Source organism: Pseudomonas sp. S2_A05 (genome assembly GCF_054668485.1).
This window is the reverse complement of the sequence record NZ_CP162775.1, coordinates 687,501-713,180: the sequence shown is the minus strand read 5'-3', so window position 1 is coordinate 713,180 and position 25,680 is coordinate 687,501. Positions and strand designations below refer to the sequence as shown.

The following is a 25,680-nucleotide window of genomic DNA, read 5'->3' as shown; positions in this document are numbered from 1 at the left end:
GACCGCGAACATGTTGCGCATTCTGCTGATCAACGACACCGCGAAAAAAGTCGGACGCCTGAAAGCGGCGCTGACCGAGGCCGGCTTCGAGGTAATCGACGAGTCCGGCCTGACCATCGACCTGCCGGCGCGCGTCGAAACGGTGCGCCCGGACGTGATCCTGATCGATACCGAGTCACCGAGCCGCGATGTCATGGAGCAAGTGGTGCTGGTCAGCCGCGACCAGCCCCGGCCGATCGTGATGTTTACCGACGAACATGACCCGGGGGTGATGCGTCAGGCGATCAAGTCCGGGGTCAGTGCCTACATCGTCGAAGGCATTCACGCACAACGGTTGCAGCCGATTCTCGACGTGGCGATGGCGCGCTTCGAGAGTGACCAGGCTTTGCGCGCGCAATTGCAGGCGCGCGATCAGCAACTGGCCGAGCGCAAGCGCATCGAACTGGCCAAGGGGTTGCTGATGAAGATGAAGGATTGCAACGAGGAACAGGCCTACACGCTGATGCGCCGCCAGGCGATGAGCCGCCAGCAGAAGCTGATTCAGGTGGCGGAGCAGATCATTGCCATGAGTGAGTTGCTGGGCTGAAATTTTCGCTGCAAATCAAGGGCCCCTCACCCTAGCCCTCTCCCGGAGGGAGAGGGGACCGACCGCGTTGTCTTGCGCTGTCCGCCGACCTGAACGACCGAGTCGATTATGGATTCACTCGAAATCGTTCAGATCGGCAAATGATTCGGCCATCCCCCGCTCGGTTCCCTCTCCCGGAGGGGAGAGGGGACCGACCGCGTTGTCTTGCGCTGTCCGCCGACCTGAACGACCGAGTCGATTATGGATTCACTCGAAATCGTTCAGATCGGCAAATGATTCGGACATCCCCCGCTCGGTTCCCTCTCCCTCTGGGAGAGGGCTAGGGTGAGGGGCTTTTGCTTTTCAGCTGTTGGCACAAATCTCGCTAAGTAAACCGCACAGGTAACCAACGGCGGTTGCCCCACCTACGACAAAGACGTCGCTCACCCCGTTCGCCCCCCGGCGAATCAGGTAGCGGCGTTTTTGCGTTTTGGCCCCACAGAACGGGGCCGGTGGTGCGGCCGTGAGGCGCTCCACCTGCTGTGCATGACTCCTTTCGAGACTCTTTTCAGCCGAGGTGCGCGATGAATTCAAGCTTCTGGAAATCCGGCCATACCCCGACCCTGTTCGCGGCCTTTCTGTATTTCGACCTGAGCTTCATGGTCTGGTACCTGCTCGGCCCGCTGGCGGTGCAGATTGCCGCCGACCTGCACCTGACCACCCAGCAACGCGGCCTCGTCGTCGCCACGCCGATTCTGGCCGGCGCGGTGTTGCGCTTCGCCATGGGCATGCTCGCTGATCGCTTGTCGCCCAAGACCGCCGGGCTGATCGGCCAGGTCATCGTCATCTGCGCGCTGTTCGGTGCCTGGAAACTCGGCATCCACAGTTATGAACAGGCGCTGATCCTCGGCCTGTTCCTCGGTATGGCCGGCGCGTCGTTCGCCGTGGCCCTGCCGCTGGCCTCGCAGTGGTACCCGCCAGAGCACCAAGGCAAAGCCATGGGCATCGCCGGTGCGGGCAACTCCGGCACCGTGTTCGCCGCGCTGCTGGCGCCAGTGATTGCCGCCGCGTTCGGCTGGAGCAATGTCTTCGGGTTTGCCCTGATCCCGCTGGTCCTGACTTTGGTGCTGTTCGCCCTGTTGGCAAAAAACGCCCCGCAGCGGCCAAAACCGAAAGCCATGGCCGACTACTTCAAGGCCCTCGGTGATCGCGACAGCTGGTGGTTCATGTTTTTCTACAGCGTCACCTTCGGCGGCTTCATCGGCCTGGCCAGCGCCCTGCCCGGTTACTTCAACGATCAATACGGTCTGAGCCCGGTGACCGCCGGCTACTACACCGCTGCCTGCGTGTTCGGCGGCAGCCTGATGCGGCCATTGGGTGGCGCGCTGGCCGACCGCTTCGGCGGCATTCGTACCTTGCTGGCGATGTACACCGTCGCTGCCATCTGCATCGCAGCGGTGGGCTTCAATCTGCCAAGTTCCTACGCGGCGCTGGCGCTTTTCGTCTGCACCATGCTCGGCTTGGGCGCCGGCAACGGTGCGGTTTTCCAACTGGTGCCGCAGCGTTTTCGTCTGGAGATCGGCGTGATGACCGGGCTGATCGGCATGGCCGGCGGAATTGGCGGCTTCGCCCTGGCGGCCGGCATGGGCGCGATCAAGCAAAGCACCGGCAGCTATCAACTGGCGCTGTGGTTGTTCGCCAGCCTCGGCGTGCTGGCATGGTTTGGCCTGCACGGCGTCAAGCGTCGCTGGAGAACCACCTGGGGCTCGGCGGCGGTGACGGCGGCGCGGGTCTGAGGCCCCAATGGCCCTGCAACTGAGCTTCGCCGAAGCCAGCGCCACCGGCCCGCGCGCGGAGAATCAGGACGCCCTGCGTTCAGTGACACCGGCGCCGGCACTGGCGGTGAGCAAGGGTTATCTTTTCGCCATCGCCGACGGCGTCAGCCAGTGCGCCGATGGCGGCCTCGCCGCGCGTTCGACCTTGCAGGCCCTGGCGCTGGACTACTTTGCCACGCCGGAAACCTGGAGCGTGGCCCAGGCGCTGGATCGCCTGCTGCTCGCGCAAAATCGCTGGTTGCAGGCCAACGGCGGCGGGCAACCGCTGCTGACCACAGTCAGCGCGCTGGTGATGCGCGGTCGACGCTTCACCCTCGCCCACGTCGGCGATTGCCGGGTCTATCGCTGGCACGCCGAGCGCTTGCAGCGCATCAGCGAGGATCACGTCTGGGAGCAACCGGGCATGCAACACGTGCTCAAGCGTGCGCTCGGGCTCGATCAGCATCTGGTCCTGGATTTCCTCGACGGCGAACTGCGTGAGGGCGAAAGCTTCGTGCTGCTCAGCGACGGCGTCTGGTCGACCTTGGGCGATACCGCGATCGCCGCGATTCTGCGCGATCAAGTGGATCTGCACAGCGCGGCGCAAACCTTGGTCAACGCCGCGCATCTGGCCGGCAGTCAGGACAACGCCAGTGCCCTGCTGGTGCGCGTCGATGCGCTGGGCGAAGCGAGCATTGGCGATGCGCTGGTGCAATTGCAGCAATGGCCACTGCCGCCAACGCTGAAACCCGGGCAAGCGTTTGAAGGCTGGCAGGTGCAAGGCATCATCGGCCAGAGCCAGCAATCATTGCTGTATCGCGTGCTCGATAGTCAGGGCCAGCCTTGGCTGTTGAAGACCTTACCGGCGCGCCTGGCCGACGATCCGCAAGCCGGGCAGGCGCTGCTGTCGGAAGAATGGTTCCTCAAGCGCGTGGCCGGCCGGCATTTTCCACAAATCCATGCCTGCACTCAGCGTCAGCATTTGTATTACGTCATGCGCGAATACGCCGGGACGACGCTGGCCGACGTGTTTCAACACAGCGGCCCGTTGCCTTTGGCGCAGTGGCAGGACATCGCCGAACGGCTATTGCGCGCGGTCGGGCTGCTGCATCGGCGGCAGATTCTGCACCGCGACATCAAACCGGAAAACCTGCTGCTGGGGGATGACGGCGAACTGCGCCTGCTGGATTTCGGCCTGGCTTATTGCCCGGGATTGTCGGAGGACGCGCCGTCGACCCTGCCGGGAACGCCTAGTTTCATCGCCCCGGAAGCGTTTCGCGGCGAGTCGCCAAGTGCGCAGCAGGATTTGTATTCAGTCGGCGTCACTCTCTATTACCTGCTCACCGGGCATTTTCCCTACGGCGAAATCGAAGCATTCCAGCGGCCCCGATTTGGCGTGCCGGTGAGTGCCAGTCGCTATCGCCCAGACTTGCCGGACTGGCTGGCGCAAAGTCTGGAACGTGGCGTTGCCGCCGATCCGCAGCAACGCTTCGAAACCGCTGAAGAGTGGCTGCTGGTGCTGGAACAGGGTGAGCGGCAAAGTTTGAGTGTGCGGCCCCGGCCTTTGTTGGAGCGGGAGCCGTTGAAGGTCTGGCGGACCATGGCGCTTCTGGCATTGCTGGGTAATGTGGTGCTGCTGGTTTTGTTGTTTCACAGTTGAACCGCGCCGCGCCATTCGCGAGCAGGCTCGCTCCCACAGGGAATTTGTGTCGTTCGCAGACACCTTGTGGGAGCGAGCCTGCTCGCGAAGGCATTCGGCGCCACACCGCATAACCCCAAGAATTAACGCGCCACGAACGAGCAACACGCCTCGATTCGGTGCAAAAAAACCTCCTGTCACAACCCCAATCCCCAATAAATCCGCGTCCCCCCGAGTTGGCACAACCACTGCATTACCCTTTTCACCATACATAAAGCCCAACCTTCAACGACGAAGGCTGCGCTTCCCGAGAGAACGGGACCAGGACAAAGGCGTCCTCGCTAGGCAACTAGCGGGACGCCTTTTTTTGTTTGCGCAAAATTTGTCGAGCAAGGCCCGACGGCCCACCAGAGGCCAGCCGCAGCTCCCGGAGAACCTGATGAAAAAACTCAAACTGGTGATGATCGGCAATGGCATGGCCGGGGTCCGTACCCTGGAAGAACTGCTCAAGCTGAGCGACGAGCTCTACGACATCACCGTCTTCGGCGCCGAACCGCACACCAACTACAACCGCATCCTGTTGTCGCCGGTGCTGGCCGGTGAGCAGACCTTCGAAGAGATCGTCCTCAACGACCTCGACTGGTACCTGGAAAACAACATCAAGTTGCTGCTCAACCGCAAAGTGGTGGAGATCGACCGGGTCAAACGCCGAGTGATCGCCGAGGACGGCACCGAAGCCGAGTACGACCGTCTGCTGATCGCCACCGGCTCGACTCCGTTCATCCTGCCAATCCCCGGCAACACTTTGCAGGGCGTGATCGGTTACCGCGACATCGCCGACACCCAGGCCATGATCGACACCGCCAGGACCCACAAGCACGCCGTGGTCATCGGCGGCGGTCTGCTCGGCCTCGAAGCGGCCAACGGCCTGATGCTGCGCGGCATGCACGTGACCGTGGTGCACCTCGGCGAATGGCTGCTGGAGCGGCAACTGGACAAGACCAGCGGCCAGCTTCTGCAATCGGCGCTGGAATCCCGTGGCCTGCATTTTCGCCTGTGCGAACAGACCCAAGCCCTGCACGACGCCGGTAATGGCCGGGTCGGCTCGGTGCAGTTCAAGAACGGCGACATCATCCCTGCCGATCTGGTGGTGATGGCCGCCGGCATCCGTCCCAACACTGAACTGGCAGAAAAGGCCGGCATTCCGTGCAATCGCGGGATTCTGGTCAACGACACCCTGCAAACCTACGACCCGCGCATCTACGCAATCGGCGAATGCGCCAGCCATCGCGGCATCGCCTACGGTCTGGTTGCACCGCTGTTCGAACAGGCCAAGGTCTGCGCCAATCACCTCGCGCAACTGGGTTTCGCTCGCTATCAGGGTTCAGTGACCTCGACCAAATTGAAAGTCACCGGCATCGACCTGTTCTCCGCCGGCGACTTCATGGGCGGCGAAGGCACCGAGACCATCACCCTCTCCGACCCGATCGGCGGTGTGTACAAAAAACTGGTGATCAAGGATGACGTGCTGGTCGGCGCCTGTCTGTACGGCGATACGGCAGATGGCGGTTGGTATTTCCGGCAGATTCGTGAGAATCACGCCATCGGCGAAATCCGCGATCACCTGATGTTTGGAGAAAATGCATTAGGCGACGTAGGACATCAGGGCCAGGACAAAGCCATGGTCATGGCCGACAGCGCCGAAGTCTGCGGCTGCAATGGTGTGTGCAAGGGCACCATCGTCAAGGCGATCCAGGAACACGGCCTGTTCAGCGTCGATGAAGTGAAGAAACACACCAAGGCTGCGAGCTCCTGCGGCTCCTGCGCCGGGCTGGTCGAGCAGATCCTGATTAACACCGTCGGTGGCGCGGCGGACGTCAAACCGAAAAGCGAAAAAGCCATCTGCGGTTGCAGCGACCTCAACCACGGGCAGATTCGTCAGGCGATCCGTCAGGAACACCTGCTGACCATCGCCGAGACCATGAGTTACCTGAACTGGCGCACACCGAATGGCTGCGCGACCTGTCGCCCGGCGCTCAACTACTACCTGATTTCCACCTGGCCGGGCGAGGCCAAGGACGATCCGCAATCGCGCCTGATCAACGAACGCGCCCACGCCAACATCCAGAAGGACGGCACCTATTCGGTGGTGCCGCGCATGTGGGGCGGCGTCACCAACCCATCAGAACTGCGCCGAATCGCCGATGTGGCCGACAAGTACAACGTGCCGATGGTCAAGGTCACCGGCGGTCAGCGCATCGACTTGCTGGGGATCAAGAAACAGGATCTGCCCGGCGTCTGGAAAGACCTCGACATGCCGTCCGGCCACGCCTACGGCAAATCCATCCGCACGGTGAAAACCTGCGTTGGCAGCGAGTTCTGCCGCTTCGGCACGCAGAACTCGACGCAACTGGGCATCGAACTCGAGCACGACCTGTTCAACATGTGGTCGCCGCACAAAGTGAAGCTGGCGGTGTCCGGTTGCCCACGGAACTGCTCGGAAGCGGGCATCAAGGACGTAGGAATTATCGGCGTCGACTCCGGCTGGGAGATGTACATCGGTGGCAACGGCGGGATCAAGACCGAAGTCGCCGAGTTCTTCGTCAAGCTCAAGACTGCCGAGGAAGTCCGTGAATACAACGGCGCATTCCTCCAGCTCTACCGCGAAGAAGCCTTCTACCTTGAGCGCACCGTGCACTACCTGCAACGGGTCGGCATGGAGCACATCAAGAAGAACGTGCTCGAAGACGCCGAGCGGCGCAAGGCCCTCAACGAGCGCCTGCAATTCTCCCTGTCGTTCGAACAGGACCCATGGAAAGAGCGCCTGGCGCAGCCGCAACTGAAGAAAGAATTCGACGTGATCCCCGTGAAAAACCTGGAGGTGCCGGCATGAACTGGCTCGACATCTGTGCGCTGGAAGAGATCAACGCCCTCGGTTCGCGGATCATTGCCGGGCCGAAAGGAGACATCGCGATTTTTCGTACAAGCGACGACGAGGTTTTCGCCCTCGATGATCGCTGCCCGCACAAGGGTGGGCCATTGTCGCAAGGCCTGATCTACGGCAAGCGCGTGGCCTGCCCGCTCCACAACTGGCAGATCGACCTCGCAACCGGCGAAGCCCAGGCGCCGGACATCGGCTGTGCGCACCATCATCCGGCGCGGGTCGAGAATGGCCGGGTGCAACTGGCCCTGCGGGACGCCATCTGATGAACCGCCAGACGACCGCCTCGACCTGCTGTTACTGCGGGGTCGGCTGCGGCGTACTGATCGAGCATGACGGCGAGCGCATCCTCGGCGTCAGCGGCGATCCGGCGCACCCGGCCAACTTCGGCAAACTGTGCAGCAAAGGCTCGACGCTGCACCTGACCGGCGACCTCGCCGCCCGCGCCTTGTACCCGGAACTGCGCCTGGGCAAAGGCCTGGCGCGCAGCCGTACTGACTGGGATACCGCCCTCGACCACGCGACCAACGTGTTTGCCGAAACCATCGCCGAACACGGCCCGGACAGCGTGGCGTTCTACATCTCCGGGCAGTTGCTCACCGAGGACTACTACGCCTTCAACAAACTGGCGCGGGCGCTGGTCCGCACCAACAACATCGACAGCAATTCGCGGCTGTGCATGTCCTCGGCGGTGGTCGGCTACAAACGCAGCCTCGGCGCCGACGCACCGCCGTGCAGTTACGAAGACCTGGAGCTGAGCGACTGCGTGATGATCGTCGGCAGTAACATGGCCTACGCCCATCCGGTACTTTTCCGTCGGCTGGAGGAAGCCAAATCCCGTCGCCCGCAGATGAAAGTCATCGTAATCGACCCGCGTCGTACCGATACCTGCGATTTGGCTGACCTGCATCTGGCGATTCTTCCGGGCACCGATGTCGCCTTGTTCCATGGGATTTTGCATCTGCTGTTGTGGGAAGACTGGATCGATCGCGATTTCATCAAGGCGCACGCCGACGGCCTCGCCGAACTCAAGACGCTGGTCCGCGATTACACCCCGCAGATGGTTGCGCAACTGTGCGGCATCAGCATCGAACAACTGCAGCAATGCGCAGAATGGGTCGGCACTGCGCCGAGCTTCCTGTCGCTGTGGTGCATGGGCCTGAATCAGTCCACCGCCGGCAGCGCAAAAAACAGTGCGCTGATCAATCTGCACCTGGCCACCGGGCAAATCGGCCGACCCGGTGCAGGACCTTTCTCCCTGACGGGTCAGCCAAATGCCATGGGTGGGCGGGAAACCGGCAGTCTGTCCAATCTGTTGCCGGGCCATCGCGATGCCGCCAACCCGAAACATCGCGCCGAAGTGGCGGCGTACTGGGGCGTCGAGAGCTTGCCCGAGGCGCCGGGCCTGAGCGCCATCGAACTGTTCGAAAACCTGCGCAGCGGCAAAATCAAAGCACTGTGGATCGCCTGTACCAACCCGGCGCAATCGATGCCAGACCAGAGCGCAGTCCGCGCAGCGCTTGAGGCCTGCCCTTTTGTAGTGTTGCAGGAAGCCTTTCGGACCACCGAAACCGCTGCATTTGCCGACCTGCTGTTACCCGCCGCCAGTTGGGGCGAGAAAGAAGGTTCGGTGACCAACTCCGAACGGCGCATTTCCCACGTGCGCAAAGCGGTTGTCGCACCGGGCGAAGCGCGGCCGGACTGGGCCATCACGGTGGATTTCGCACAGCGTCTGGAGAAACGTCTGCGTCCTCGGCAGCCAAGTCTGTTCGCTTTCGATCAGCCTTCGCAGTTGTTTGATGAATTCAAACTGCTGACCCAAGGGCGAGACCTGGATCTGTGCGGAATCAGTCATGCCTTGATCGACGAGATCGGTCCGCAGCAATGGCCCTTCCCTGCCGGCGCCCGCCAAGGCACGCCACGCTTGTACGGCGACGGCATTTTCCCTACAGCCAATGGTCGCGCGCAATTCATTGCCGATCCGTACCGCGCCGCCAAGGAACAACGCGACGCGCGCTTCCCGCTGACGTTGATCACCGGTCGCCTGCGTGACCAGTGGCACGGCATGAGCCGCACCGGCACCGCCGCGCAATTGTTCGGCCACGTCAGCGAAGCCGTGCTGAGCCTGCACCCTGACGAAATACGTCGGCACCGCTTGCAGCCCGGTGATCTGGTCAATCTGAAAAGCCGCCGTGGCGCGGTGATTGTTGCGGTCGGCAGCGACGACAGCGTGCGTCCGGGCCAGGCGTTCCTGCCGATGCACTGGGGCGATCGCTATCTCAAGGGCGGCGTCAACACGCTGACCTTGCCGGCGTTTGATCCGCTGTCCAGGCAACCGGAGCTCAAGCACAGCGGCGTGCGTCTGGAGGCAGTCAACCTGCCGTGGCAACTGTTCGCCTTGATCGAGGGTGATGTTCAACGGCATTTCGAGACGCTACGGCCGCTGTGTGAGGCGTTTTCCTACGTCAGCCTCAGCCTTGTCGGTCGTGAGCGGCCAGCGTTGCTGATACGCGCTGCACACGCTGAGGCGCCCGATCCACAGTTGCTGGGCGAGATCGACCAATGCCTGTCCTTGCTGGATGGCCCGGTTCTGGCCTACGACGACCCTCGCCGAGCCATCGGCAAGCGGGTGCGTATCGAAAACGGCCGTATCACCGCGATTCGCCTGGCCGGCGAAACCCTGGCGCAACACTGGCTGCAAAGCCTGTGGCTGGAGGGCCGTGCCGACCAACAACTGCGGCGCTGGCTGCTCGCGCCGATGAGCGCGCCGCCGGGCGCTGTCGGCGCCATTGCGAGCGACAAGACCTTGTGCAATTGCGAAAACGTCAGTCTCAACGCAGTCTGCGCCGGCATTCGCCAGGGACTGGATCTGCAAGGCCTGAAAAACAATCTCCGATGCGGTACGCAATGCGGTTCCTGCGTGCCGGAAATCAAGCGTCTGCTGGCTGCCGAAGCGCGGCCGGTCGCGGTCATTTAACGAGGACAACACCATGAATGCGAAAGTCTGGCTGGTGGGCGCAGGCCCTGGCGATCCGGAGTTGCTGACGCTCAAAGCGGTGCGTGCATTGCGCGAGGCCGATGTGGTGATGATCGATGATCTGGTCAACGACGCCGTGCTGGAACACTGCCCGACTGCGCGGGTTATTCCCGTTGGCAAGCGCGGCGGCTGCCGTTCGACGCCACAGGCATTCATTCATCGGCTGATGCTGCGTTATTCACGCCAGGGCAAATGCGTAGTGCGCCTGAAGGGCGGCGATCCGTGCATTTTCGGCCGCGGTGGCGAAGAAGCGCAGTGGTTGCGCGAGCGCGGGGTTGAAGTGGAATTGGTCAATGGCATTACCGCCGGGCTGGCCGGGGCGACGCAGTGCGATATTCCGCTGACGTTGCGTGGCGTCGCGCGCGGGGTAACGCTGGTGACTGCGCACACTCAGGATGACAGCCAGTTGAACTGGCAGGCGTTGGCGCAAGGCGGAACGACGCTGGTGGTTTACATGGGCGTGGCCAAGCTGGGCGAGATTCGTGATCATCTGCTGGCGGGAGGGATGGCGGCGCATACGCCGGTGGCGATGATCGAAAACGCTTCTTTGGCGCATCAGCGTGAATGTCGCAGTGATCTGACTGCGATGGCTGAGGATGCGTCGGCGTTTGAGTTGAAAAGTCCGGCGATTCTGGTGATTGGTGCGGTGGCGGCTGTTGCTCAAGAGCAAAAGATCGCAGCCTTCGGTAGCTCCGGGACGGCGTACAACGCGCAGGCGCTTTAAGCGGCGAAGCCAAATCGCAGACAAAGAAAAGCCCGGCCTGAGCCGGGCTTTTCCATCAGCGGCAGCTAATTACTTAGCTTGAGCTTCAACCTGCGCTTCTACGCGACGGTTTACAGCGCGGCCAGCTTCAGTTTTGTTGTCAGCAACTGGGCGGGATTCGCCGTAGCCAACAGACTGAACGCGGGACGATTCAACACCGTACTGGTTGGTCAGAACTTGCTTAACGGCGTTTGCACGACGCTCGGACAGTTTCTGGTTGTAAGCGTCAGGACCGACGGAGTCAGTGTGACCTTCAACAGTAGTGGTGGTGGATGGGTACTGCTTCATGAAGTCAGCCAGGTTTTTGATGTCGCCGTAGCTGTTAGGCTTGACTACCGACTTGTCGAAGTCGAATTTCACGTCCAGCTCAACACGAACAACTTCAGCAACTGCTGGGCAGCCATCAGCGTCAACGGTTACGTTGGCTGGGGTGTCCGGGCACTTGTCAACGTTGTCGCAAACGCCATCGTTGTCGCTGTCGGAGCAGACTTCAGCAGGTGCTGGAACTGGAGCAGCAGCTGGCTTGGAGCCGCCACCGAAGTTCACACCGATACCGACGCTAGGAGCCCACTCGGTGTCGCCCTGGTCGATGTTGTACTGAGCTTCAACGCCGGCACGGGCGTAGAAGTTCTCGGTGAAGTACAGCTTGGCACCGCCGCCAACGTTGGCGAAGGTGGAACGGTTACGACCGTTCGAACCGTTCTGGTCGATGCTCTGGTCAGAGAAACCGGCCGAAACGTATGGACGAATCATGTCGCCTGGGTTGTTGAAGTGGTACAGAGCGTCCAGAGCGGTGTTAGCGCCTTTGACGTTCTTGCCATCGTCGGCACGTACGTTGTGCACTTCGTCGTAGCCCAGACGCAGTTCAACGTCGTCGGTCAGGAAGTAACCGATCGAACCGCCGAACAGGTTGCCGTTGTTCTTGAAGTTACGAGCGCTGTCGAATTGTTCTTTCTTAGCGAAGCCTTCGATTTCAACTGCGCCTTGGCCTTGTGCCAGAGCGCCGAACGAAGTGGCGGCAATCAGAGAACCAATGGCCAAGCCCAAGGTGTTTTTCAGTTTCATCCGTTAAATCCCCATCTGGTGATTGTGAAGCAGTCCCGCAAACCGGGGGACAACTCGGCGGCAAGTCTATCAGAACTTGCCTACACGTAAGAGATATTTGCGCTGAACTAAGTTTCAGCAATGCCTGCAAATTTCTCACGCAATTTATCTAGAGCGCGTTTGTAACGCATTTTTGTCGCACTCAAACCCATGTGCATGATGTCTGCGATCTCCTGAAACTCCAGCTCTGCGACAAATCGTAGCACCAGAATTTCGCGGTCAATCGGATTCACATACACCAGCCAGCGATCAAGCCCACCCTTCTCCTCCGGCTTCGGCGCCTTTTCTTCAGACGCTTCTTCAAGAGGGTCCAGACTGAGAGCGTCCATCAAGCGACGCTTACGCCGTTCCTTCCGATACTGCGTGATGCATTCGTTGTAAGTGATGCTGTAAAGCCAGGTTTTGAACTTCGATTTCCCCTCGAAGTTCTTCAGGCCGTACAGCACCTTCAGCATCACTTCCTGACAGACATCGTCTGCGTCGCGATCGTTCCCAAGATATCTCGCGCAGACGTTAAATAATGTTCGCTGGTAACGCCGCATCAACTCTTCGTAGGCGCGCGTTACGTGAAACAGCTCGGTATGCGAGCGCGCGACCAACTCCTCATCAGAGAGCTCGCGGGGGTCGTAGCGCGTGGATAGCGGTTGGGCTTTATTCAAAACAAGTCGTGCCGACAGTCAGGTCAATGTCCGCCACAACCAGCCTCGGCTGGCATTTTGCGGCGGCATACATTAGCAGGGTTTGCCGGTTTAGCGGCTACTCACATGCTGTTCCAGCAGGATCCGATTGGAGAGAGAGACTAGCTCACCCTCATCGGTCAGCAATGTGGTTTTAACCGTGCCGATCTCTTCGATCTGGCCTTCGACCTCGCCAACACGCACTTGTTGCCCAACCTCATACAGCTCACGCACATAGATTCCCGCAAGAATCTGACCGGCGATTTCCCGGCTTCCCAAACCCATGGCCAGCGCAACTGCCAGACCAACGGTAATCAAAACGATGACAATTACATGGTTCAGCAGGTCGGTCTTGACCTCGAGCTGGCTGATTGCAACCGAGATGCTGATGATGATCACCAGCCCCTGCGCGATCCGCCCCAACCCCGAAGCGTAGTCCAGGCCTACACCTTCTGCTGCGCCGCGCACCAGCCCGTTGGCCAGTTGCGCCAGCAGGACACCGACCAGCAGCACCAGCGCGGCGCCGAATACTTTCGGCAGATACAACGCCAGCATGTCCAGCGTAGCTGAAACTCGCTCGAGGCCAAGGGATTCTGCTGCGGAAACCAGAAAAATCAGCAGAACGAACCAGTAGACGATTTTACCGATCAGCGTCGAGATCGGCACTTGCAGCCCGGCGCGCGACATCAGCTTGGTCAGCCCGGTGCCGCCCATCAGGCGATCAAGGCCCAGTTTTGCGAGCAATTTGGAGAGCAAGGTGTCGAGCAGTTTGGCCACGACGAAACCCAACAGCAGCACAACCAGTGCGCCGAACAGGTTCGGAATGAAGTTAGCAACTTTGGTCCACAACGCAGTCATTGCAGTGACGAGGCTCTGAGTCCAGAGATCAAGTTCCATATTCAATCAGCCTTATCAGCAGTGCGAGCAGTGGTTTTACGAAGACGGGAAACCGGCGAGACATGCGCCGAGCCATTGTTCAGGGCGATCATCAGCGCGGGCAGCCAGCGGCCCAGCAGGCTGAACAGATCACCGGCGCCAACCTGGCGGTTGGCGGTTTTGAGTACGCGGCCCAGGCAGGCATCGTCGTCGCGGCTGGACGGCGAAGCGTTGAGCATGTCGCGCAAAGACTGTTCAAACGGATCGTGCATACGCACCTCTCGTGATGTCTGTGAAAGACGCGGGCAGATTTACTCGGGTCACATGCGCCATGTTCACACCCAGCGCAATCGACGGAACAACCACCACTGGCCGAACGCCGGGGCGAGTACCGTCAGGCAGGCAATCAGGAAACCATACGGGCTTTCGGCAAACGGAATACCGCCGACATTGATGCCCAGCAGACCGGTGATGAAACTCATCGGCAAGAAGATGCAGGTAATGATGCCGAAGCGGTACATGGTGCGATTCATGTGCACGCTCAAACGCCGATCTTCGGCCTCCAGCACAAGCCCCACGCGCTCTCGGGTCAATTCGAGCTCTTCCAGATAGCGGGTGAGGCTGTTGTTCAATTCGTTCCAGTAGTCGGCGTCGTCTTCGACGAACCACGGCAATTTTATCCGCGTCAGCTGTCCGAAAATATCCCGCTGTGGCGCAAGAAAACGCTTCAGCCCGGCCGCTCTACGGCGGATGTGCAAAATCGCCCCGTGCTCGGGCGTATACCGTTCGTCGGCGTCGAGTTTTTCTTCCTCTTCATCGACCACTTCCGACAGGCACGTGACCAGATCCTGCACTTTATTGGTGAGGAACTGCGCCAGATACAGCATCAATTCAGAAGACGTTTTCGGACCTTTGCCCTCCCCCAGCAGCGCCAGCAACTCATCTGTAGCGCGCAACGGACGCAAGCGCAGGGAAATCACGCGCTGAGCGGAGGCAAAAATCCGCACCGAGACCATGTCTTCCGGTTCGGCCCCGGGGTTGAGATTGACCCCGCGCAGAAACAGCAGCAGCTCGGAGTCGGGCAATGGCAACAGACGCGGGCGGGTGTTCTCTTCCAGCAGCAGATCGCAGGTGAATTCGTTGAGCCCGCTGGACTTGCGCAGCCAGGTTTGGGTCTGCGGATGGCTGCGATCCCAGTGCAGCCACAGGCTTTCATGGGCCTGCAGCTGCAAATCGTCGAGCTCAGTCCGGGCTATCGAACGCGCACCGCCCTTGCCGTCCAGTACCAGGGCATGTACCAGCCCCCATTGCGCGTTTTCTTCCTCGAACATCCGCATCCCTTGTCGAAAACCTTATTCAGGCATTTTCAGCGGAGTCGGCGAAACGATCACGCCGTTGTTGTCCGCATAAATGTACTGGCCCGGGTGAAACGTCACACCGGCGAAAGTCACCGGGACGTTGAGGTCGCCAATGCCGCGCTTGTCGGTTTTCATCGGGTGACTGGCCAGCGCCTGCACGCCGAGATCGGTCTGGGCAATGACGTCGACGTCACGGATGCAACCGTAGATCACCAGCCCTTCCCAGCCGTTCTGCGCGGCCTTGGCGGCGATCATGTCGCCCAGCAGGGCGCGGCGCAGCGAACCGCCGCCATCAACCACCAGCACTTTGCCTTTGCCGTTGAGTTCGGCCTGCTCCTTGACCAGCGAATTGTCTTCGAAGCACTTGATGGTCACGATTTCGCCGCCGAAGGAATCCCGGCCGCCGAAATTGCTGAACATCGGTTCCAGCACCTGCACCAGCTCCGGGTAGGCGTCGCACAGGTCAGGCGTAAGGTAATGTTCCATCGAAAAACTCCTGTAACAAGGAAGACGATCAAGGATGCCGCATTCTGATTAGACGAGTTCCGGCGGTCGCTGTTTACCTTAGTCCATGCCATGGTCGCTGAGCGAACCTGAACCGCGGCTGAAACGTTATCGCTAAACAGTCACGAAATATGACCGGAACCGCACAATGCGTCATATCTTAGCCGCAAGCCAGGCTGAACGGAACGCCCCTCACACTGCAGCGGCCAGATTCGCTGGCTGCTCAAGCAACGGTGTCTGCTGACCCCTCAACCAGCGCGCCACCAGCGGCCACACCTCAGCCTGCGCCGCTTTGCTCACCAGCATTTCGACATGACCGAAATTATCCGAGAAGCCCTGCTCGCGGCCCAGATTGATGAACTGCTTGTGCTCGGCGCCGATCTGCTCGAACAGCTTGCGGCAGGCCCACGCCGGATCCTGATGATCGCCCGCTGCCGTCACCGCCAGCACCGGTACCTGAACATCGGCAAGTCCGGCCCACCAGTCCTTGTCCTTGTCGCCGAAGCGACCGAACAAGCCGTACCAGCGCATGCTTTCGATGGCCAGGCCGATCGGTTCGTCTTCCGGGCCGCGTTTGAGGCGTGAGCCGGACAACTGCGCGAAACGCTTGAGAATAAAGCGCCCGCCCCACTCCACCGGTGGGATTTTCAAAGGCCAATAGGTGCGGCTGACCTGGGTGCCGAAAAACGCCGCCGAGGCCACGGCCGGTTCGCCGAGATATTCGCCGCCGAGCGCTGCTGCCAGGGTGATGCCGCCCAGCGAATGGCCGATCCAGTGCGGGATCTGTCCGCTCTGCTCACGCACGAACGCGGCAATCGCCGGCAGATCGTAACGGGCGTAATCGGCCACGCGGTTGCGCCGATAGTCCTCGTTGCGCTGGGACAGGCCGTGACCGCGCATTTCCGGAATCCACACGTCGAAGCCCAGCCGCGTCAGATACGCGCCGAGCCCGAGGCCTTTGGGAGAAAACCAGAAGCGCCGATTGGAAAAGCTGCCGTGTAACAGAATCACCGGCACGCCGCGTGGCGCCGTGTCATCGGCCATGCCCAGGCGGGTGACGGCGATCTCCACGGACCAGTCCGGGCTGTTGCCGGGTTTCAATCGATAGACGTCTTCGCTCAGATCGCCGCGCCGCTCGGCGCTGATCAGCGCGACAGGAAACAGGTTGCTGCTGCTTTGCATAATGCTCTTGCACAAAAAAGGGCGGCATCCGATGGAGCCCGCCCTACTTCAATCTCAAGGCCCGGCCCATGTGGGAGCGGGCCTGCTCGCGAAAGCGGTGTATCAATCAACATCCATGGTGAATGTTGCTCCGTCTTCGCGAGCAGGCTCGCTCCTACGAGGGCGCGGCCCGTTCACATGTTGATCAAGCCTGCGCCTGACCTTCGGCGAGGAAGAACCAGGTTTCCAGCACGGTGTCCGGGTTCAGCGACACGCTCTCGATGCCCTGTTCCATCAGCCACTTGGCCAGATCCGGGTGGTCCGAAGGACCCTGACCGCAGATGCCGATGTACTTGCCGGCCTTGTTGCACGCCTGAATGGCGTTGGCCAACAGCTTCTTCACCGCTGGATTCCGCTCGTCGAACAGGTGCGCGATGATCCCGGAGTCACGGTCCAGACCCAAAGTCAGTTGGGTCAGGTCGTTGGAGCCGATCGAGAAACCGTCGAAGAATTCGAGGAATTCCTCAGCCAGAATCGCGTTGGATGGCAGTTCGCACATCATGATTACGCGTAGACCGTTCTCGCCACGCTTCAAGCCGTTCTCGGCGAGCAGATCGACCACCTGGCTGGCTTCGCCGAGAGTACGGACGAACGGCACCATGATTTCCACGTTGGTCAGGCCCATCTCGTTGCGCACGCGTTTCAGCGCGCGGCATTCGAGTTCGAAGCAGTCGCGGAACGATTCGCTGATGTAACGCGAAGCGCCACGGAAGCCCAGCATCGGGTTTTCTTCTTCCGGCTCGTAGAGCTTGCCGCCGATCAGGTTGGCGTATTCGTTGGACTTGAAGTCCGACAGACGCACGATGACTTTTTCGGCGTGAACGCTGCAGCCAGGGTGCTGATGCCTTCCACCAGTTTGTCGACGTAGAAGTCGACGGGGTCGCTGTAACCAGCAATACGCTTGTCGACGCTGTCCTTGATTTCCTGCGGCAGACCGTCGTAGTTCAACAGCGCTTTCGGGTGCACGCCGATCATGCGGTTGATGATGAATTCCAGACGCGCCAGACCGACGCCGGCGTTCGGCAATTGGGCGAAGTCGAAGGCGCGATCCGGGTTGCCGACGTTCATCATGATCTTGAACGGCAGCTCCGGCATGGCGTCGACGGAGTTCTTCTTGATGTCGAAGCCCAGTTCGCCTTCGAAGATGTAACCGGTGTCGCCTTCGGCGCAGGATACGGTCACGCCCTGGCCATCCTTCAGCAGCTGGGTGGCGTTGCCGCAACCGACCACCGCCGGAATGCCCAGCTCACGGGCAATGATCGCCGCGTGGCAGGTACGTCCGCCACGGTTGGTGACGATGGCGCTGGCGCGCTTCATCACCGGTTCCCAGTCCGGGTCGGTCATGTCGGAAACCAGCACGTCGCCCGGCTGGACCTTGTCCATTTCCGAGACGTCTTTGATGATCCGCACTTTGCCGGCGCCGATGCGCTGGCCGATCGCCCGACCTTCCACCAGCACGGTGCCGGTTTCTTTCAGCAGGTAACGTTCCATGACGTTGGCCTGGGTGCGGCTTTTCACGGTTTCCGGACGGGCCTGCACGATGTACAGCTTGCCGTCGTCACCGTCCTTGGCCCACTCGATGTCCATCGGGCAGCCGTAGTGCTTCTCGATGATCATCGCCTGCTTGGCCAGCTCGCTGACTTCGGCGTCGGTCAGGCAGAAACGCGCGCGTTCGGCCTTGTCGACATCGACGGTTTTGACCGAACGACCGGCCTTGGCCTCGTCGCCGTAGATCATCTTGATGGCTTTGCTGCCCAGATTGCGACGCAGGATCGCCGGACGACCGGCCTCCAGCGTGCCTTTGTGTACGTAGAACTCATCCGGGTTGACCGCGCCTTGTACGACGGTTTCGCCCAGGCCGTAAGCGCCGGTGATGAACACCACGTCACGGAAACCCGATTCGGTATCGAGGGTGAACATCACGCCGGCGGTGCCGGTTTCCGAACGCACCATGCGCTGCACGCCAGCCGACAGGGCGACCAGTTTGTGGTCGAAGCCCTGGTGCACGCGGTAGGAAATCGCACGGTCGTTGAACAGCGAAGCGAACACCTCTTTGGCGGCGCGGATTACGTTTTCCACACCACGGATGTTCAGGAAGGTTTCCTGCTGACCGGCGAACGAGGCGTCCGGCAGGTCTTCGGCGGTGGCGGAAGAACGCACGGCAACGGCCACATCAGGGTTGCCCGCCGACAGCGCGGCGAACGCGGTGCGGATCTCGGTGTTGAGTTTTTCGGGGAATTCGGCGTCCATGATCCATTGGCGGATCTGCGCACCGGTCTTGGCCAGGGCATTGACGTCGTCGACGTCGAGCGCGTCGAGGGCCTTGTGGATCTGCTCGTTCAGGCCGCTCAGTTCGAGGAAGTCACGATAGGCCTGAGCCGTCGTGGCGAAGCCGCCGGGGACCGAAACACCGGCGCCTGCCAGGTTACTGATCATCTCGCCCAGGGATGCGTTCTTGCCCCCCACATGCTCAACATCGTGTTTGCCGAGCTTATCGAGGGAAACTACGTACTCTACCAAGGTGATCTCTCCACTAACTGTGTTGGAAAAGCTCAGAAACCGGCGGCCCGGGGGAGCCTTGGCCGGTTGTATGGCCTGGACCTGGAAAATAAGTGAGAATGCGGGCCAATGGCGGCCGGCAAATCGCGCCTATCATATCCAAGATTCGTTACTAGCTTAAGGCCCAAGGTGCAAATGAAACGATCTGCTTTCTTCATCTCCGATGGCACCGGCATTACCGCCGAAACCCTGGGTCAAAGCCTGCTGGCGCAGTTCGAAAACATTACCTTCAGCAAATTCACGCGGCCCTACATCGACAGCGTGGAAAAAGCGCGGGCCATGGTACAACAAATCAACAAAGCCGCTGAAACCGACGGCTTTCGGCCGATCATCTTCGACACCATCGTCAATCAGGACATTCGTGAGATTCTCGCAACGTCCAATGGTTTCATGATCGACATTTTCTCGACTTTCCTCGCGCCGCTCGAACAGGAGCTCACCGAGCACTCTTCCTACACCGTCGGCAAGTCTCATTCCATCGGGCACAACTCCAATTACATGGAGCGCATCGAGGCGGTGAACTTCGCCCTCGACAACGATGACGGCGCGCGCACCCACTATTACGACAAAGCCGATCTGATACTAGTGGGCGTGTCGCGATGCGGCAAAACGCCGACGTGTCTGTACATGGCCATGCAGTTCGGCATCCGCGCGGCCAACTATCCGCTGACCGAAGACGACATGGAGCGCCTGACCCTGCCGACGGCCCTGCGCGCCCATCAGCACAAGCTGTTCGGCCTGACCATCGACCCCGACCGCCTGACTGCGATCCGCAACGAGCGCAAGCCCAACAGCCGTTATTCGAGCTACGCCCAGTGCGAATTCGAAGTGCGCGAAGTGGAGAACCTGTTCCGCCGCGAGAACATTCCGCACATCAATTCCACGCATTTTTCCGTCGAGGAGATTTCGGCGAAGATTCTGGTGGAAAAAGGCGTTGAGCGGCGGTTCAAGTAGGTTTGCGGTGCCTGATCTGACGCTATCGCGGGCAAGCCCGCTCCCACAGGTTCTGAAGGCGTTCACAATTTCTGTGTTCATCACCATTCCCTGTGGGAGCGGGCTTGCCCGCGAAGAACGATAACGCGGTCTGTCAGAGCACAAACAGATCGATGAATCGATTCACCGCTGTGGCTTCCAGCCGCGCCTGATCCTCACAGAGCGCAAATATCTCAGCGCAACGCTGCCCGGCAAACCGCGTGGCCAGGTTGGCCTTGAACTTGTCCTCCAGCAACGGAATACCTTCGGCGCGGCGGCGGCGATGGCCGATCGGGTACTCCACCACGACGTTCTCGGTGCTGCTGCCGTCCTTGAAAAACACCTGCACGGCATTGGCAATCGAGCGTTTGTCGGGCTCAAGGTATTCGCGGGTGAAGCGCGGTTCTTCAACGATGAGCATTTTTTCGCGCAGCACATCGATGATCGGATGCGCCTTGTGGAAGTCGTCTTCGTAGTGCTCCGCCACCAGATTGCCGAATGCCAGCGGCACGGCGGTCATATATTGCAGGCAGTGGTCGCGGTCGGCTGCGTTGGCCAGCGGGCCGACCTTGGAAATTATGCGGATCGCCGATTCATGGGTGGTGATGACAATGCGGTCGATCTCGTGCAGGCGATTGCGCACCTGCGGATGCAGGGTCACCGCCGCCTCGCACGCCGTCTGCGCATGGAATTCGGCGGGGAAACTGATCTTGAACAGCACGTTTTCCATCACGTAACTGCCGAACGGCCGGGAGAAGCTGAAAGCGCGTTTGTCCGCGGGTTTCAGCGCCAGATCGTTGTTGGTGTGGCTGAACGAAACGTCATAGAAGCCCCACTGCTTCGCGCTCAAAACTCCGGGAATGCCCATCTCGCCGCGCATGGCGATGTCGGCCAGCCTTACGCCGCGACTCGCCGCATCCCCCGCCGCCCAGGATTTGCGCGAGCCAGCGTTCGGCGCATGGCGATAGGTACGCAGCGCCTGACCGTCGGCGAAGGCATGGGACAGCGCCGACAACAGCTGCTCGCGATTGGCACCCATCAGTCTGGCGCTGACGGCGGTCGAGGCGACTTTCACCAGAATGACGTGGTCGAGCCCAACCCGGTTGAAGGAGTTTTCCAGAGCGATCACGCCTTGAATCTCGTGGGCCATGATCATCGCTTCAAGCACATCACGCAGGGTCAGCGGCGCCTCACCGTGGGCGACGCGTTTCTGCGACAGGTGATCAGCAACGGCGAGGATGGCACCGAGGTTGTCCGATGGATGCCCCCACTCAGCGGCAAGCCAAGTGTCGTTGTAGTCGAGCCAGCGGACGATGCAGCCGATATCCCAGGCGGCCTTGACCGGATCGAGGCGATAACTGGTGCCCGGCACTCGTGCGCCGAACGGTACAACCGTGCCTTCGACGATCGGGCCGAGATGTTTCGTGCATTCGGGAAAACGCAGAGCCAGCAGACCGCAGCCCAGCGTGTCGATCAGGCAGTTGCGCGCGGTGTTCAGCGCTTCGGCGGATTCGGGCTTGAAGGTGAGGACGTAGTCGGCGATGTCCTGCAGGACTGCGTCGTAATCGGGACGGTTGTTCAGGTCGACGTTGGCGCTCATGTTCGATTCACTCGTAAAGTGGTTCGTTGATGGGACCTCGGTTCAGGGCTAACGATTTCTTATGATTGAAATGCAATCCACTGTGGGAGCGAGCCTGCTCGCGAAGGCTGAGTGTCAGTCAACCTTTGCATGTCTGATGCATCGCTTTCGCGAGCAGGCTCGCTCCCACAAGGATATTGCTGTCGCTTAAAAGGAATCTCCGGGCACGCGGACGTAACCTTCCATGAGAACGCGTGCACTGCGGCTCATGATGGCTTTCTTCACCACCCACTCGCCATTCTCCAGCGTCGCCTCAGCGCCCACGCGCAATGTCCCCGACGGATGCCCGAAACGCACCGCGTTGCGTTCAATGCCACCCGCCGCAAGATTGACCAACGTGCCGGAAATCGCTGCCGCCGTGCCGATCGCCACCGCTGCCGTGCCCATCATCGCGTGGTGCAGTTTGCCCATCGACAACGCGCGCACCAGCAGATCGACGTCACTGGCGGCAATCGCTTTACCACTCGACGCCACGTAATCCGCTGGCTTGGCGACGAACGCAACTTTCGGCGTGTGTTGCCGCTTGGCGGCTTCTTCCAGATTGGCGATCAGCCCCATCCGCAACGCACCGTAGGCGCGAATGGTCTCGAACATCAGTAGCGCTTTCGGATCGCCGTTGATCGCACCTTGCAGTTCGGTGCCGGTGTAGCCGATGTCTTCGGCGTTGACGAATATCGTCGGGATCCCGGCATTGATCATGGTCGCCTTGAACGTGCCGACACCCGGCACTTCCAGCTCGTCGACCAGATTGCCGGTAGGGAACATCGAGCCACCGCCGCCCTCTTCTTCCGCCGCCGGATCCATGAATTCAACCTGCACTTCGGCCGCCGGAAAGGTCACGCCGTCGAGTTCGAAATCACCGGTTTCCTGCACTTCGCCGTTGGTGATCGGGACGTGGGCAATGATGGTCTTGCCGATGTTGGCCTGCCACACGCGCACCACCGCCACACCGTTGTGCGGAATGCGGCTGACGTCGACCAGACCGTTGCTGATGGCGAACGAACCGACCGCCGCCGAGAGGTTGCCGCAGTTGCCGCTCCAGTCGACGAACGGCTTGTCGATCGACACTTGGCCGAACAGGTAATCGACGTCGTGATCGGCGCGGGTGCTTTTCGACAGGATCACGGTTTTGCTGGTGCTCGACGTCGCGCCGCCCATGCCGTCGATTTGCTTGTCGTAGGGATCGGGGCTGCCGATCACTCGCAGCAACAAAGCGTCGCGCGCCGGTCCTGGACCTGCGCTGCTTCGGGCAGATCCTTGAGGCTGAAGAACACGCCTTTGCTGGTGCCGCCGCGCATGTAAGTCGCAGGGATTTTTATTTGTGGTGCGTGAGCCATGGTGCTCCTTACCGAAGGCATGGGACTTGAAAATCCCATGCCCACAAGTTGATTTAAACGGCGACCGCCGAGCCTTCGAGGAAGTCCTGCGCGAAGCGCTGCAACACGCCGCCGGCCTCGTAGATCGACACTTCTTCAGCGGTATCGAGACGGCAGGTCACCGGCACTTCGACACGCTCGCCATTCTTGCGATTGATCACCAGCGTAAGATCCGCACGCGGCTTGCGCTCGCCGATCACGTCGTAGGTTTCGCTGCCATCGATGGCCAGAGTGTGGCGGTTGGTGCCAGGTTTGAATTCCAGCGGCAACACGCCCATGCCCACCAGGTTGGTGCGGTGAATGCGCTCGAAACCTTCAGCGGCAATCGCCTCGACACCGGCCAGGCGCACGCCTTTCGCCGCCCAGTCGCGGGACGAACCCTGGCCGTAGTCAGCGCCAGCGATGATGATCAGTGGCTGCTTACGCTGCATGTAGGTTTCGATGGCTTCCCACATGCGCATGACCTGGCCTTCCGGCTCGACACGCGCCAGCGAACCCTGCTTGACCTTGCCGTTTTCCACGACCATTTCGTTGAACAGCTTCGGGTTGGCGAATGTCGCGCGCTGGGCGGTCAGGTGGTCGCCACGGTGGGTGGCGTAGGAGTTGAAGTCCTCTTCCGGCAGGCCCATTTTTGCCAGGTATTCGCCGGCGGCGCTGTCGAGCATGATCGCGTTCGATGGCGACAGGTGATCAGTGGTGATGTTGTCCGGCAGCACCGCCAATGGGCGCATGCCCTTCAGCGGACGGGCGCCGGCCAGTGCGCCTTCCCAGTACGGCGGACGGCGGATGTAGGTGCTCATCTCGCGCCAGTCGTACAGCGGCGCGACTTTCGGCCCGGTGTCTTCATGCACGGCGAACATCGGAATGTAGACCTGACGGAACTGCTCAGGCTTGACCGACGACTTCACCACCGCATCGATTTCTTCATCGCTCGGCCAGATGTCCTTGAGGCGGATTTCCCGGCCATCGACCACGCCCAGCACATCCTTCTCGATATCGAAACGGATGGTCCCGGCGATCGCGTAGGCAACCACCAGCGGCGGCGAGGCGAGGAATGCCTGTTTGGCGTACGGGTGAATGCGGCCGTCGAAGTTGCGGTTGCCGGAAAGCACCGCGGTCGCGTACAGATCGCGGTCGATGATCTCTTGCTGGATCAGCGGATCGAGGGCGCCGGACATGCCGTTGCAAGTGGTGCAGGCAAATGCCACAACGCCGAAACCGAGCTGTTCCAGCTCAGTGGTCAGCCCCGCTTCATCGAGGTACAGCGCCACGGTTTTCGAGCCCGGCGCCAGCGAAGATTTGACCCACGGCTTGCGGGTCAGGCCGAGCTTGTTGGCATTGCGCGCCAACAGGCCGGCGGCGATGACGTTGCGCGGGTTGCTGGTGTTGGTGCAACTGGTGATCGCGGCGATGATCACCGCGCCGTCGGGCATTTGCCCCGGCACGTCATCCCACTGGCCGGAGATGCCTTTGGCCGCCAGATCGGACACCGCGACGCGGGCGTGCGGGTTGCTCGGGCCGGCCATGTTGCGCACCACCGAGGACAAATCGAAGGTCAGGCCGCGCTCGTATTGCGCACCTTTGAGGCTGTCAGCCCACAGGCCGGTGAGTTTGGCGTACTGCTCGACCAATTGAACCTGCTGGTCTTCACGACCGGTCAGTTTCAGGTAATCGATGGTCTGCTGGTCGATGTAGAACATCGCCGCCGTGGCGCCGTATTCCGGGGCCATGTTGGAAATGGTCGCGCGGTCGCCGAGTGTCAGCGCTGCTGCACCTTCACCGAAGAACTCCAGCCAGGCACCAACGACTTTCTGTTTGCGCAGGTATTCGGTCAGGGCCAGGACCATGTCGGTGGCGGTGATGCCCGGTTGCAACTTGCCGGTCAGTTCGACGCCAACGCTTTCCGGCAGGCGCATCCACGACGCGCGACCGAGCATCACGCTCTCGGCTTCGAGGCCGCCGACGCCGATGGCAATCACACCCAGCGCATCGACGTGCGGCGTGTGGCTGTCGGTGCCGACGCAAGTGTCGGGGAACGCCACGCCTTCGCGCACCTGAATCACCGGGGACATTTTCTCCAGGTTGATCTGGTGCATGATGCCGTTGCCCGGCGGGATCACATCGACGTTCTTGAAGGCCTTTTTGGTCCAGTTGATGAAGTGGAAACGGTCTTCGTTGCGGCGATCTTCGATGGCGCGGTTCTTCTCGAAGGCCTGGGCATCGAAACCGCCCGCCTCGACGGCCAGCGAGTGGTCGACGATCAGTTGCGTCGGCACCACCGGGTTGACCTGCGCCGGGTCACCACCCTGCAAAGCGATGGCGTCACGCAGACCGGCGAGGTCGACCAGCGCGGTCTGGCCGAGGATGTCATGGCAGACCACCCGCGCCGGGAACCACGGGAAATCGAGGTCGCGCTTGCGTTCGATCAGTTGCTTGAGCGAGTCGGTGAGCGTGGCCGGGTCGCAGCGACGCACAAGGTTTTCCGCCAGCACGCGGGAGGTGTACGGCAGGGTGTCGTAGCTGCCGGGCGCAATCGCCTCGACCGCCGCGCGGGTGTCGAAGTAATCCAGCGGCGTGCCGGGCAGGTTCTTGCGGAATTCTGTGTTCATCGGGTCAGGACTCGGGTCACGGTGAT

General features: G+C 61.0%; 17 protein-coding genes and 2 pseudogenes. 8 read left to right on the top strand and 11 right to left on the bottom strand.

The window, feature by feature from the left end; translation table 11 throughout:
• Positions 1 to 10: 10 nt before the first annotated feature.
• The 7 genes from AB4O12_RS03340 (at position 11) to cobA (ending at position 10,720) form a co-directional block, all read left to right on the top strand.
• The gene (locus tag AB4O12_RS03340) at positions 11 to 586 is read left to right on the top strand and encodes an ANTAR domain-containing response regulator (protein ID WP_056784167.1); all 576 of its coding nucleotides are present in this window, start codon (positions 11 to 13) and stop codon (positions 584 to 586) included.
• A gap of 563 nt (positions 587 to 1,149) precedes the next feature.
• Positions 1,150 to 2,361, top strand: a complete 1,212-nt coding sequence (locus tag AB4O12_RS03335) for a nitrate/nitrite transporter (RefSeq protein ID WP_016773839.1) — start codon at positions 1,150 to 1,152, stop codon at positions 2,359 to 2,361.
• Between the two features lie 7 nt (positions 2,362 to 2,368).
• Complete coding sequence (locus AB4O12_RS03330; RefSeq protein WP_460060330.1) at positions 2,369 to 4,039, top strand: protein kinase domain-containing protein; 1,671 nt, start codon at positions 2,369 to 2,371, stop codon at positions 4,037 to 4,039.
• Positions 4,040 to 4,457: 418 nt separating this feature from the next.
• Complete coding sequence (gene nirB, locus AB4O12_RS03325; protein WP_016773837.1) at positions 4,458 to 6,911, top strand: nitrite reductase large subunit NirB; 2,454 nt, start codon at positions 4,458 to 4,460, stop codon at positions 6,909 to 6,911.
• Positions 6,908 to 7,225, top strand: coding sequence for a nitrite reductase small subunit NirD (nirD, locus tag AB4O12_RS03320; RefSeq protein WP_041479130.1), 318 nt, complete (start codon positions 6,908 to 6,910; stop codon positions 7,223 to 7,225). Before nirB ends, nirD begins: the two co-directional genes overlap by 4 nt.
• The gene (locus tag AB4O12_RS03315) at positions 7,225 to 9,936 is read left to right on the top strand and encodes a nitrate reductase (RefSeq protein WP_460060328.1); all 2,712 of its coding nucleotides are present in this window, start codon (positions 7,225 to 7,227) and stop codon (positions 9,934 to 9,936) included. The genes nirD and AB4O12_RS03315 overlap by 1 nt, the downstream gene beginning before the upstream one ends.
• Positions 9,937 to 9,949: 13 nt before the next feature.
• Positions 9,950 to 10,720: a uroporphyrinogen-III C-methyltransferase gene (gene cobA, locus AB4O12_RS03310; RefSeq protein WP_460060327.1), complete on the top strand. Its 771-nt coding sequence runs from the start codon at positions 9,950 to 9,952 to the stop codon at positions 10,718 to 10,720.
• Between the two features lie 69 nt (positions 10,721 to 10,789).
• Here cobA and AB4O12_RS03305 read toward each other — a convergent pair whose 3' ends face one another.
• The 8 genes and pseudogenes from AB4O12_RS03305 to ppsA all read right to left on the bottom strand — a co-directional run bounded on the left by AB4O12_RS03305 (position 10,790) and on the right by ppsA (position 19,019).
• The gene (locus tag AB4O12_RS03305; RefSeq protein ID WP_039762998.1) at positions 10,790 to 11,824 is read right to left on the bottom strand and encodes an OmpA family protein; all 1,035 of its coding nucleotides are present in this window, start codon (positions 11,822 to 11,824) and stop codon (positions 10,790 to 10,792) included.
• Between the two features lie 107 nt (positions 11,825 to 11,931).
• Positions 11,932 to 12,522 (bottom strand): RNA polymerase sigma factor SigX, encoded by a 591-nt coding sequence (sigX, locus tag AB4O12_RS03300; protein WP_016773832.1) that lies wholly within the window; start codon positions 12,520 to 12,522, stop codon positions 11,932 to 11,934.
• Between the two features lie 90 nt (positions 12,523 to 12,612).
• Complete coding sequence (locus tag AB4O12_RS03295; RefSeq protein ID WP_016773831.1) at positions 12,613 to 13,437, bottom strand: mechanosensitive ion channel family protein; 825 nt, start codon at positions 13,435 to 13,437, stop codon at positions 12,613 to 12,615.
• A gap of 2 nt (positions 13,438 to 13,439) precedes the next feature.
• A complete protein-coding gene (locus tag AB4O12_RS03290) occupies positions 13,440 to 13,688 on the bottom strand; it encodes a hypothetical protein (RefSeq protein ID WP_003223293.1) in 249 nt (82 codons plus the stop codon).
• A 63-nt stretch (positions 13,689 to 13,751) separates the two neighbouring features.
• Entirely contained in the window at positions 13,752 to 14,747 is a 996-nt protein-coding gene (locus AB4O12_RS03285; RefSeq protein ID WP_460060325.1) for a zinc transporter ZntB, read from the bottom strand.
• Positions 14,748 to 14,768: 21 nt separating this feature from the next.
• On the bottom strand, positions 14,769 to 15,260 hold the full coding sequence (gene rraA / locus AB4O12_RS03280) for a ribonuclease E activity regulator RraA (protein WP_039762996.1): 492 nt from the start codon (positions 15,258 to 15,260) through the stop codon (positions 14,769 to 14,771).
• A gap of 210 nt (positions 15,261 to 15,470) precedes the next feature.
• Positions 15,471 to 16,460, bottom strand: a complete 990-nt coding sequence (locus AB4O12_RS03275) for an alpha/beta fold hydrolase (protein WP_460060323.1) — start codon at positions 16,458 to 16,460, stop codon at positions 15,471 to 15,473.
• A 184-nt stretch (positions 16,461 to 16,644) separates the two neighbouring features.
• Positions 16,645 to 19,019: pseudogene (gene ppsA / locus AB4O12_RS03270) on the bottom strand (phosphoenolpyruvate synthase).
• A 174-nt stretch (positions 19,020 to 19,193) separates the two neighbouring features.
• Between ppsA and ppsR the strand changes: the two are divergent.
• The gene (gene ppsR / locus AB4O12_RS03265; protein WP_016773826.1) at positions 19,194 to 20,012 is read left to right on the top strand and encodes a posphoenolpyruvate synthetase regulatory kinase/phosphorylase PpsR; all 819 of its coding nucleotides are present in this window, start codon (positions 19,194 to 19,196) and stop codon (positions 20,010 to 20,012) included.
• Positions 20,013 to 20,145: 133 nt separating this feature from the next.
• Here ppsR and prpD read toward each other — a convergent pair whose 3' ends face one another.
• From prpD to acnD, 3 genes and pseudogenes are all read right to left on the bottom strand, one after another.
• Positions 20,146 to 21,630 (bottom strand): 2-methylcitrate dehydratase, encoded by a 1,485-nt coding sequence (gene prpD / locus AB4O12_RS03260; RefSeq protein ID WP_460060322.1) that lies wholly within the window; start codon positions 21,628 to 21,630, stop codon positions 20,146 to 20,148.
• Between the two features lie 186 nt (positions 21,631 to 21,816).
• A pseudogene (prpF, locus tag AB4O12_RS03255) lies at positions 21,817 to 23,006 on the bottom strand (2-methylaconitate cis-trans isomerase PrpF).
• Positions 23,007 to 23,059: 53 nt separating this feature from the next.
• Positions 23,060 to 25,654 (bottom strand): Fe/S-dependent 2-methylisocitrate dehydratase AcnD, encoded by a 2,595-nt coding sequence (acnD, locus tag AB4O12_RS03250; protein WP_016773823.1) that lies wholly within the window; start codon positions 25,652 to 25,654, stop codon positions 23,060 to 23,062.
• Positions 25,655 to 25,680 lie beyond the last annotated feature (26 nt).

Excerpts from the sequence above, each read along its gene's own strand:
- AB4O12_RS03295 (WP_016773831.1), bottom strand. The coding sequence starts at position 13,437 with ATGGAACTTGATCTCTGGACTCAGAGCCTCGTCACTGCAATGACTGCG.
- acnD (WP_016773823.1), bottom strand. The coding sequence starts at position 25,654 with ATGAACACAGAATTCCGCAAGAACCTGCCCGGCACGCCGCTGGATTAC.
- AB4O12_RS03285 (WP_460060325.1), bottom strand. The coding sequence starts at position 14,747 with ATGTTCGAGGAAGAAAACGCGCAATGGGGGCTGGTACATGCCCTGGTA.
- AB4O12_RS03315 (WP_460060328.1), top strand. The coding sequence starts at position 7,225 with ATGAACCGCCAGACGACCGCCTCGACCTGCTGTTACTGCGGGGTCGGC.
- AB4O12_RS03275 (WP_460060323.1), bottom strand. The coding sequence starts at position 16,460 with ATGCAAAGCAGCAGCAACCTGTTTCCTGTCGCGCTGATCAGCGCCGAG.
- cobA (WP_460060327.1), top strand. The coding sequence starts at position 9,950 with ATGAATGCGAAAGTCTGGCTGGTGGGCGCAGGCCCTGGCGATCCGGAG.
- rraA (WP_039762996.1), bottom strand. The coding sequence starts at position 15,260 with ATGGAACATTACCTTACGCCTGACCTGTGCGACGCCTACCCGGAGCTG.
- ppsR (WP_016773826.1), top strand. The coding sequence starts at position 19,194 with ATGAAACGATCTGCTTTCTTCATCTCCGATGGCACCGGCATTACCGCC.
- prpD (WP_460060322.1), bottom strand. The coding sequence starts at position 21,630 with ATGAGCGCCAACGTCGACCTGAACAACCGTCCCGATTACGACGCAGTC.
- AB4O12_RS03330 (WP_460060330.1), top strand. The coding sequence starts at position 2,369 with ATGGCCCTGCAACTGAGCTTCGCCGAAGCCAGCGCCACCGGCCCGCGC.
- nirB (WP_016773837.1), top strand. The coding sequence starts at position 4,458 with ATGAAAAAACTCAAACTGGTGATGATCGGCAATGGCATGGCCGGGGTC.
- AB4O12_RS03290 (WP_003223293.1), bottom strand. The coding sequence starts at position 13,688 with ATGCACGATCCGTTTGAACAGTCTTTGCGCGACATGCTCAACGCTTCG.
- nirD (WP_041479130.1), top strand. The coding sequence starts at position 6,908 with ATGAACTGGCTCGACATCTGTGCGCTGGAAGAGATCAACGCCCTCGGT.
- AB4O12_RS03340 (WP_056784167.1), top strand. The coding sequence starts at position 11 with ATGTTGCGCATTCTGCTGATCAACGACACCGCGAAAAAAGTCGGACGC.
- AB4O12_RS03305 (WP_039762998.1), bottom strand. The coding sequence starts at position 11,824 with ATGAAACTGAAAAACACCTTGGGCTTGGCCATTGGTTCTCTGATTGCC.
- AB4O12_RS03335 (WP_016773839.1), top strand. The coding sequence starts at position 1,150 with ATGAATTCAAGCTTCTGGAAATCCGGCCATACCCCGACCCTGTTCGCG.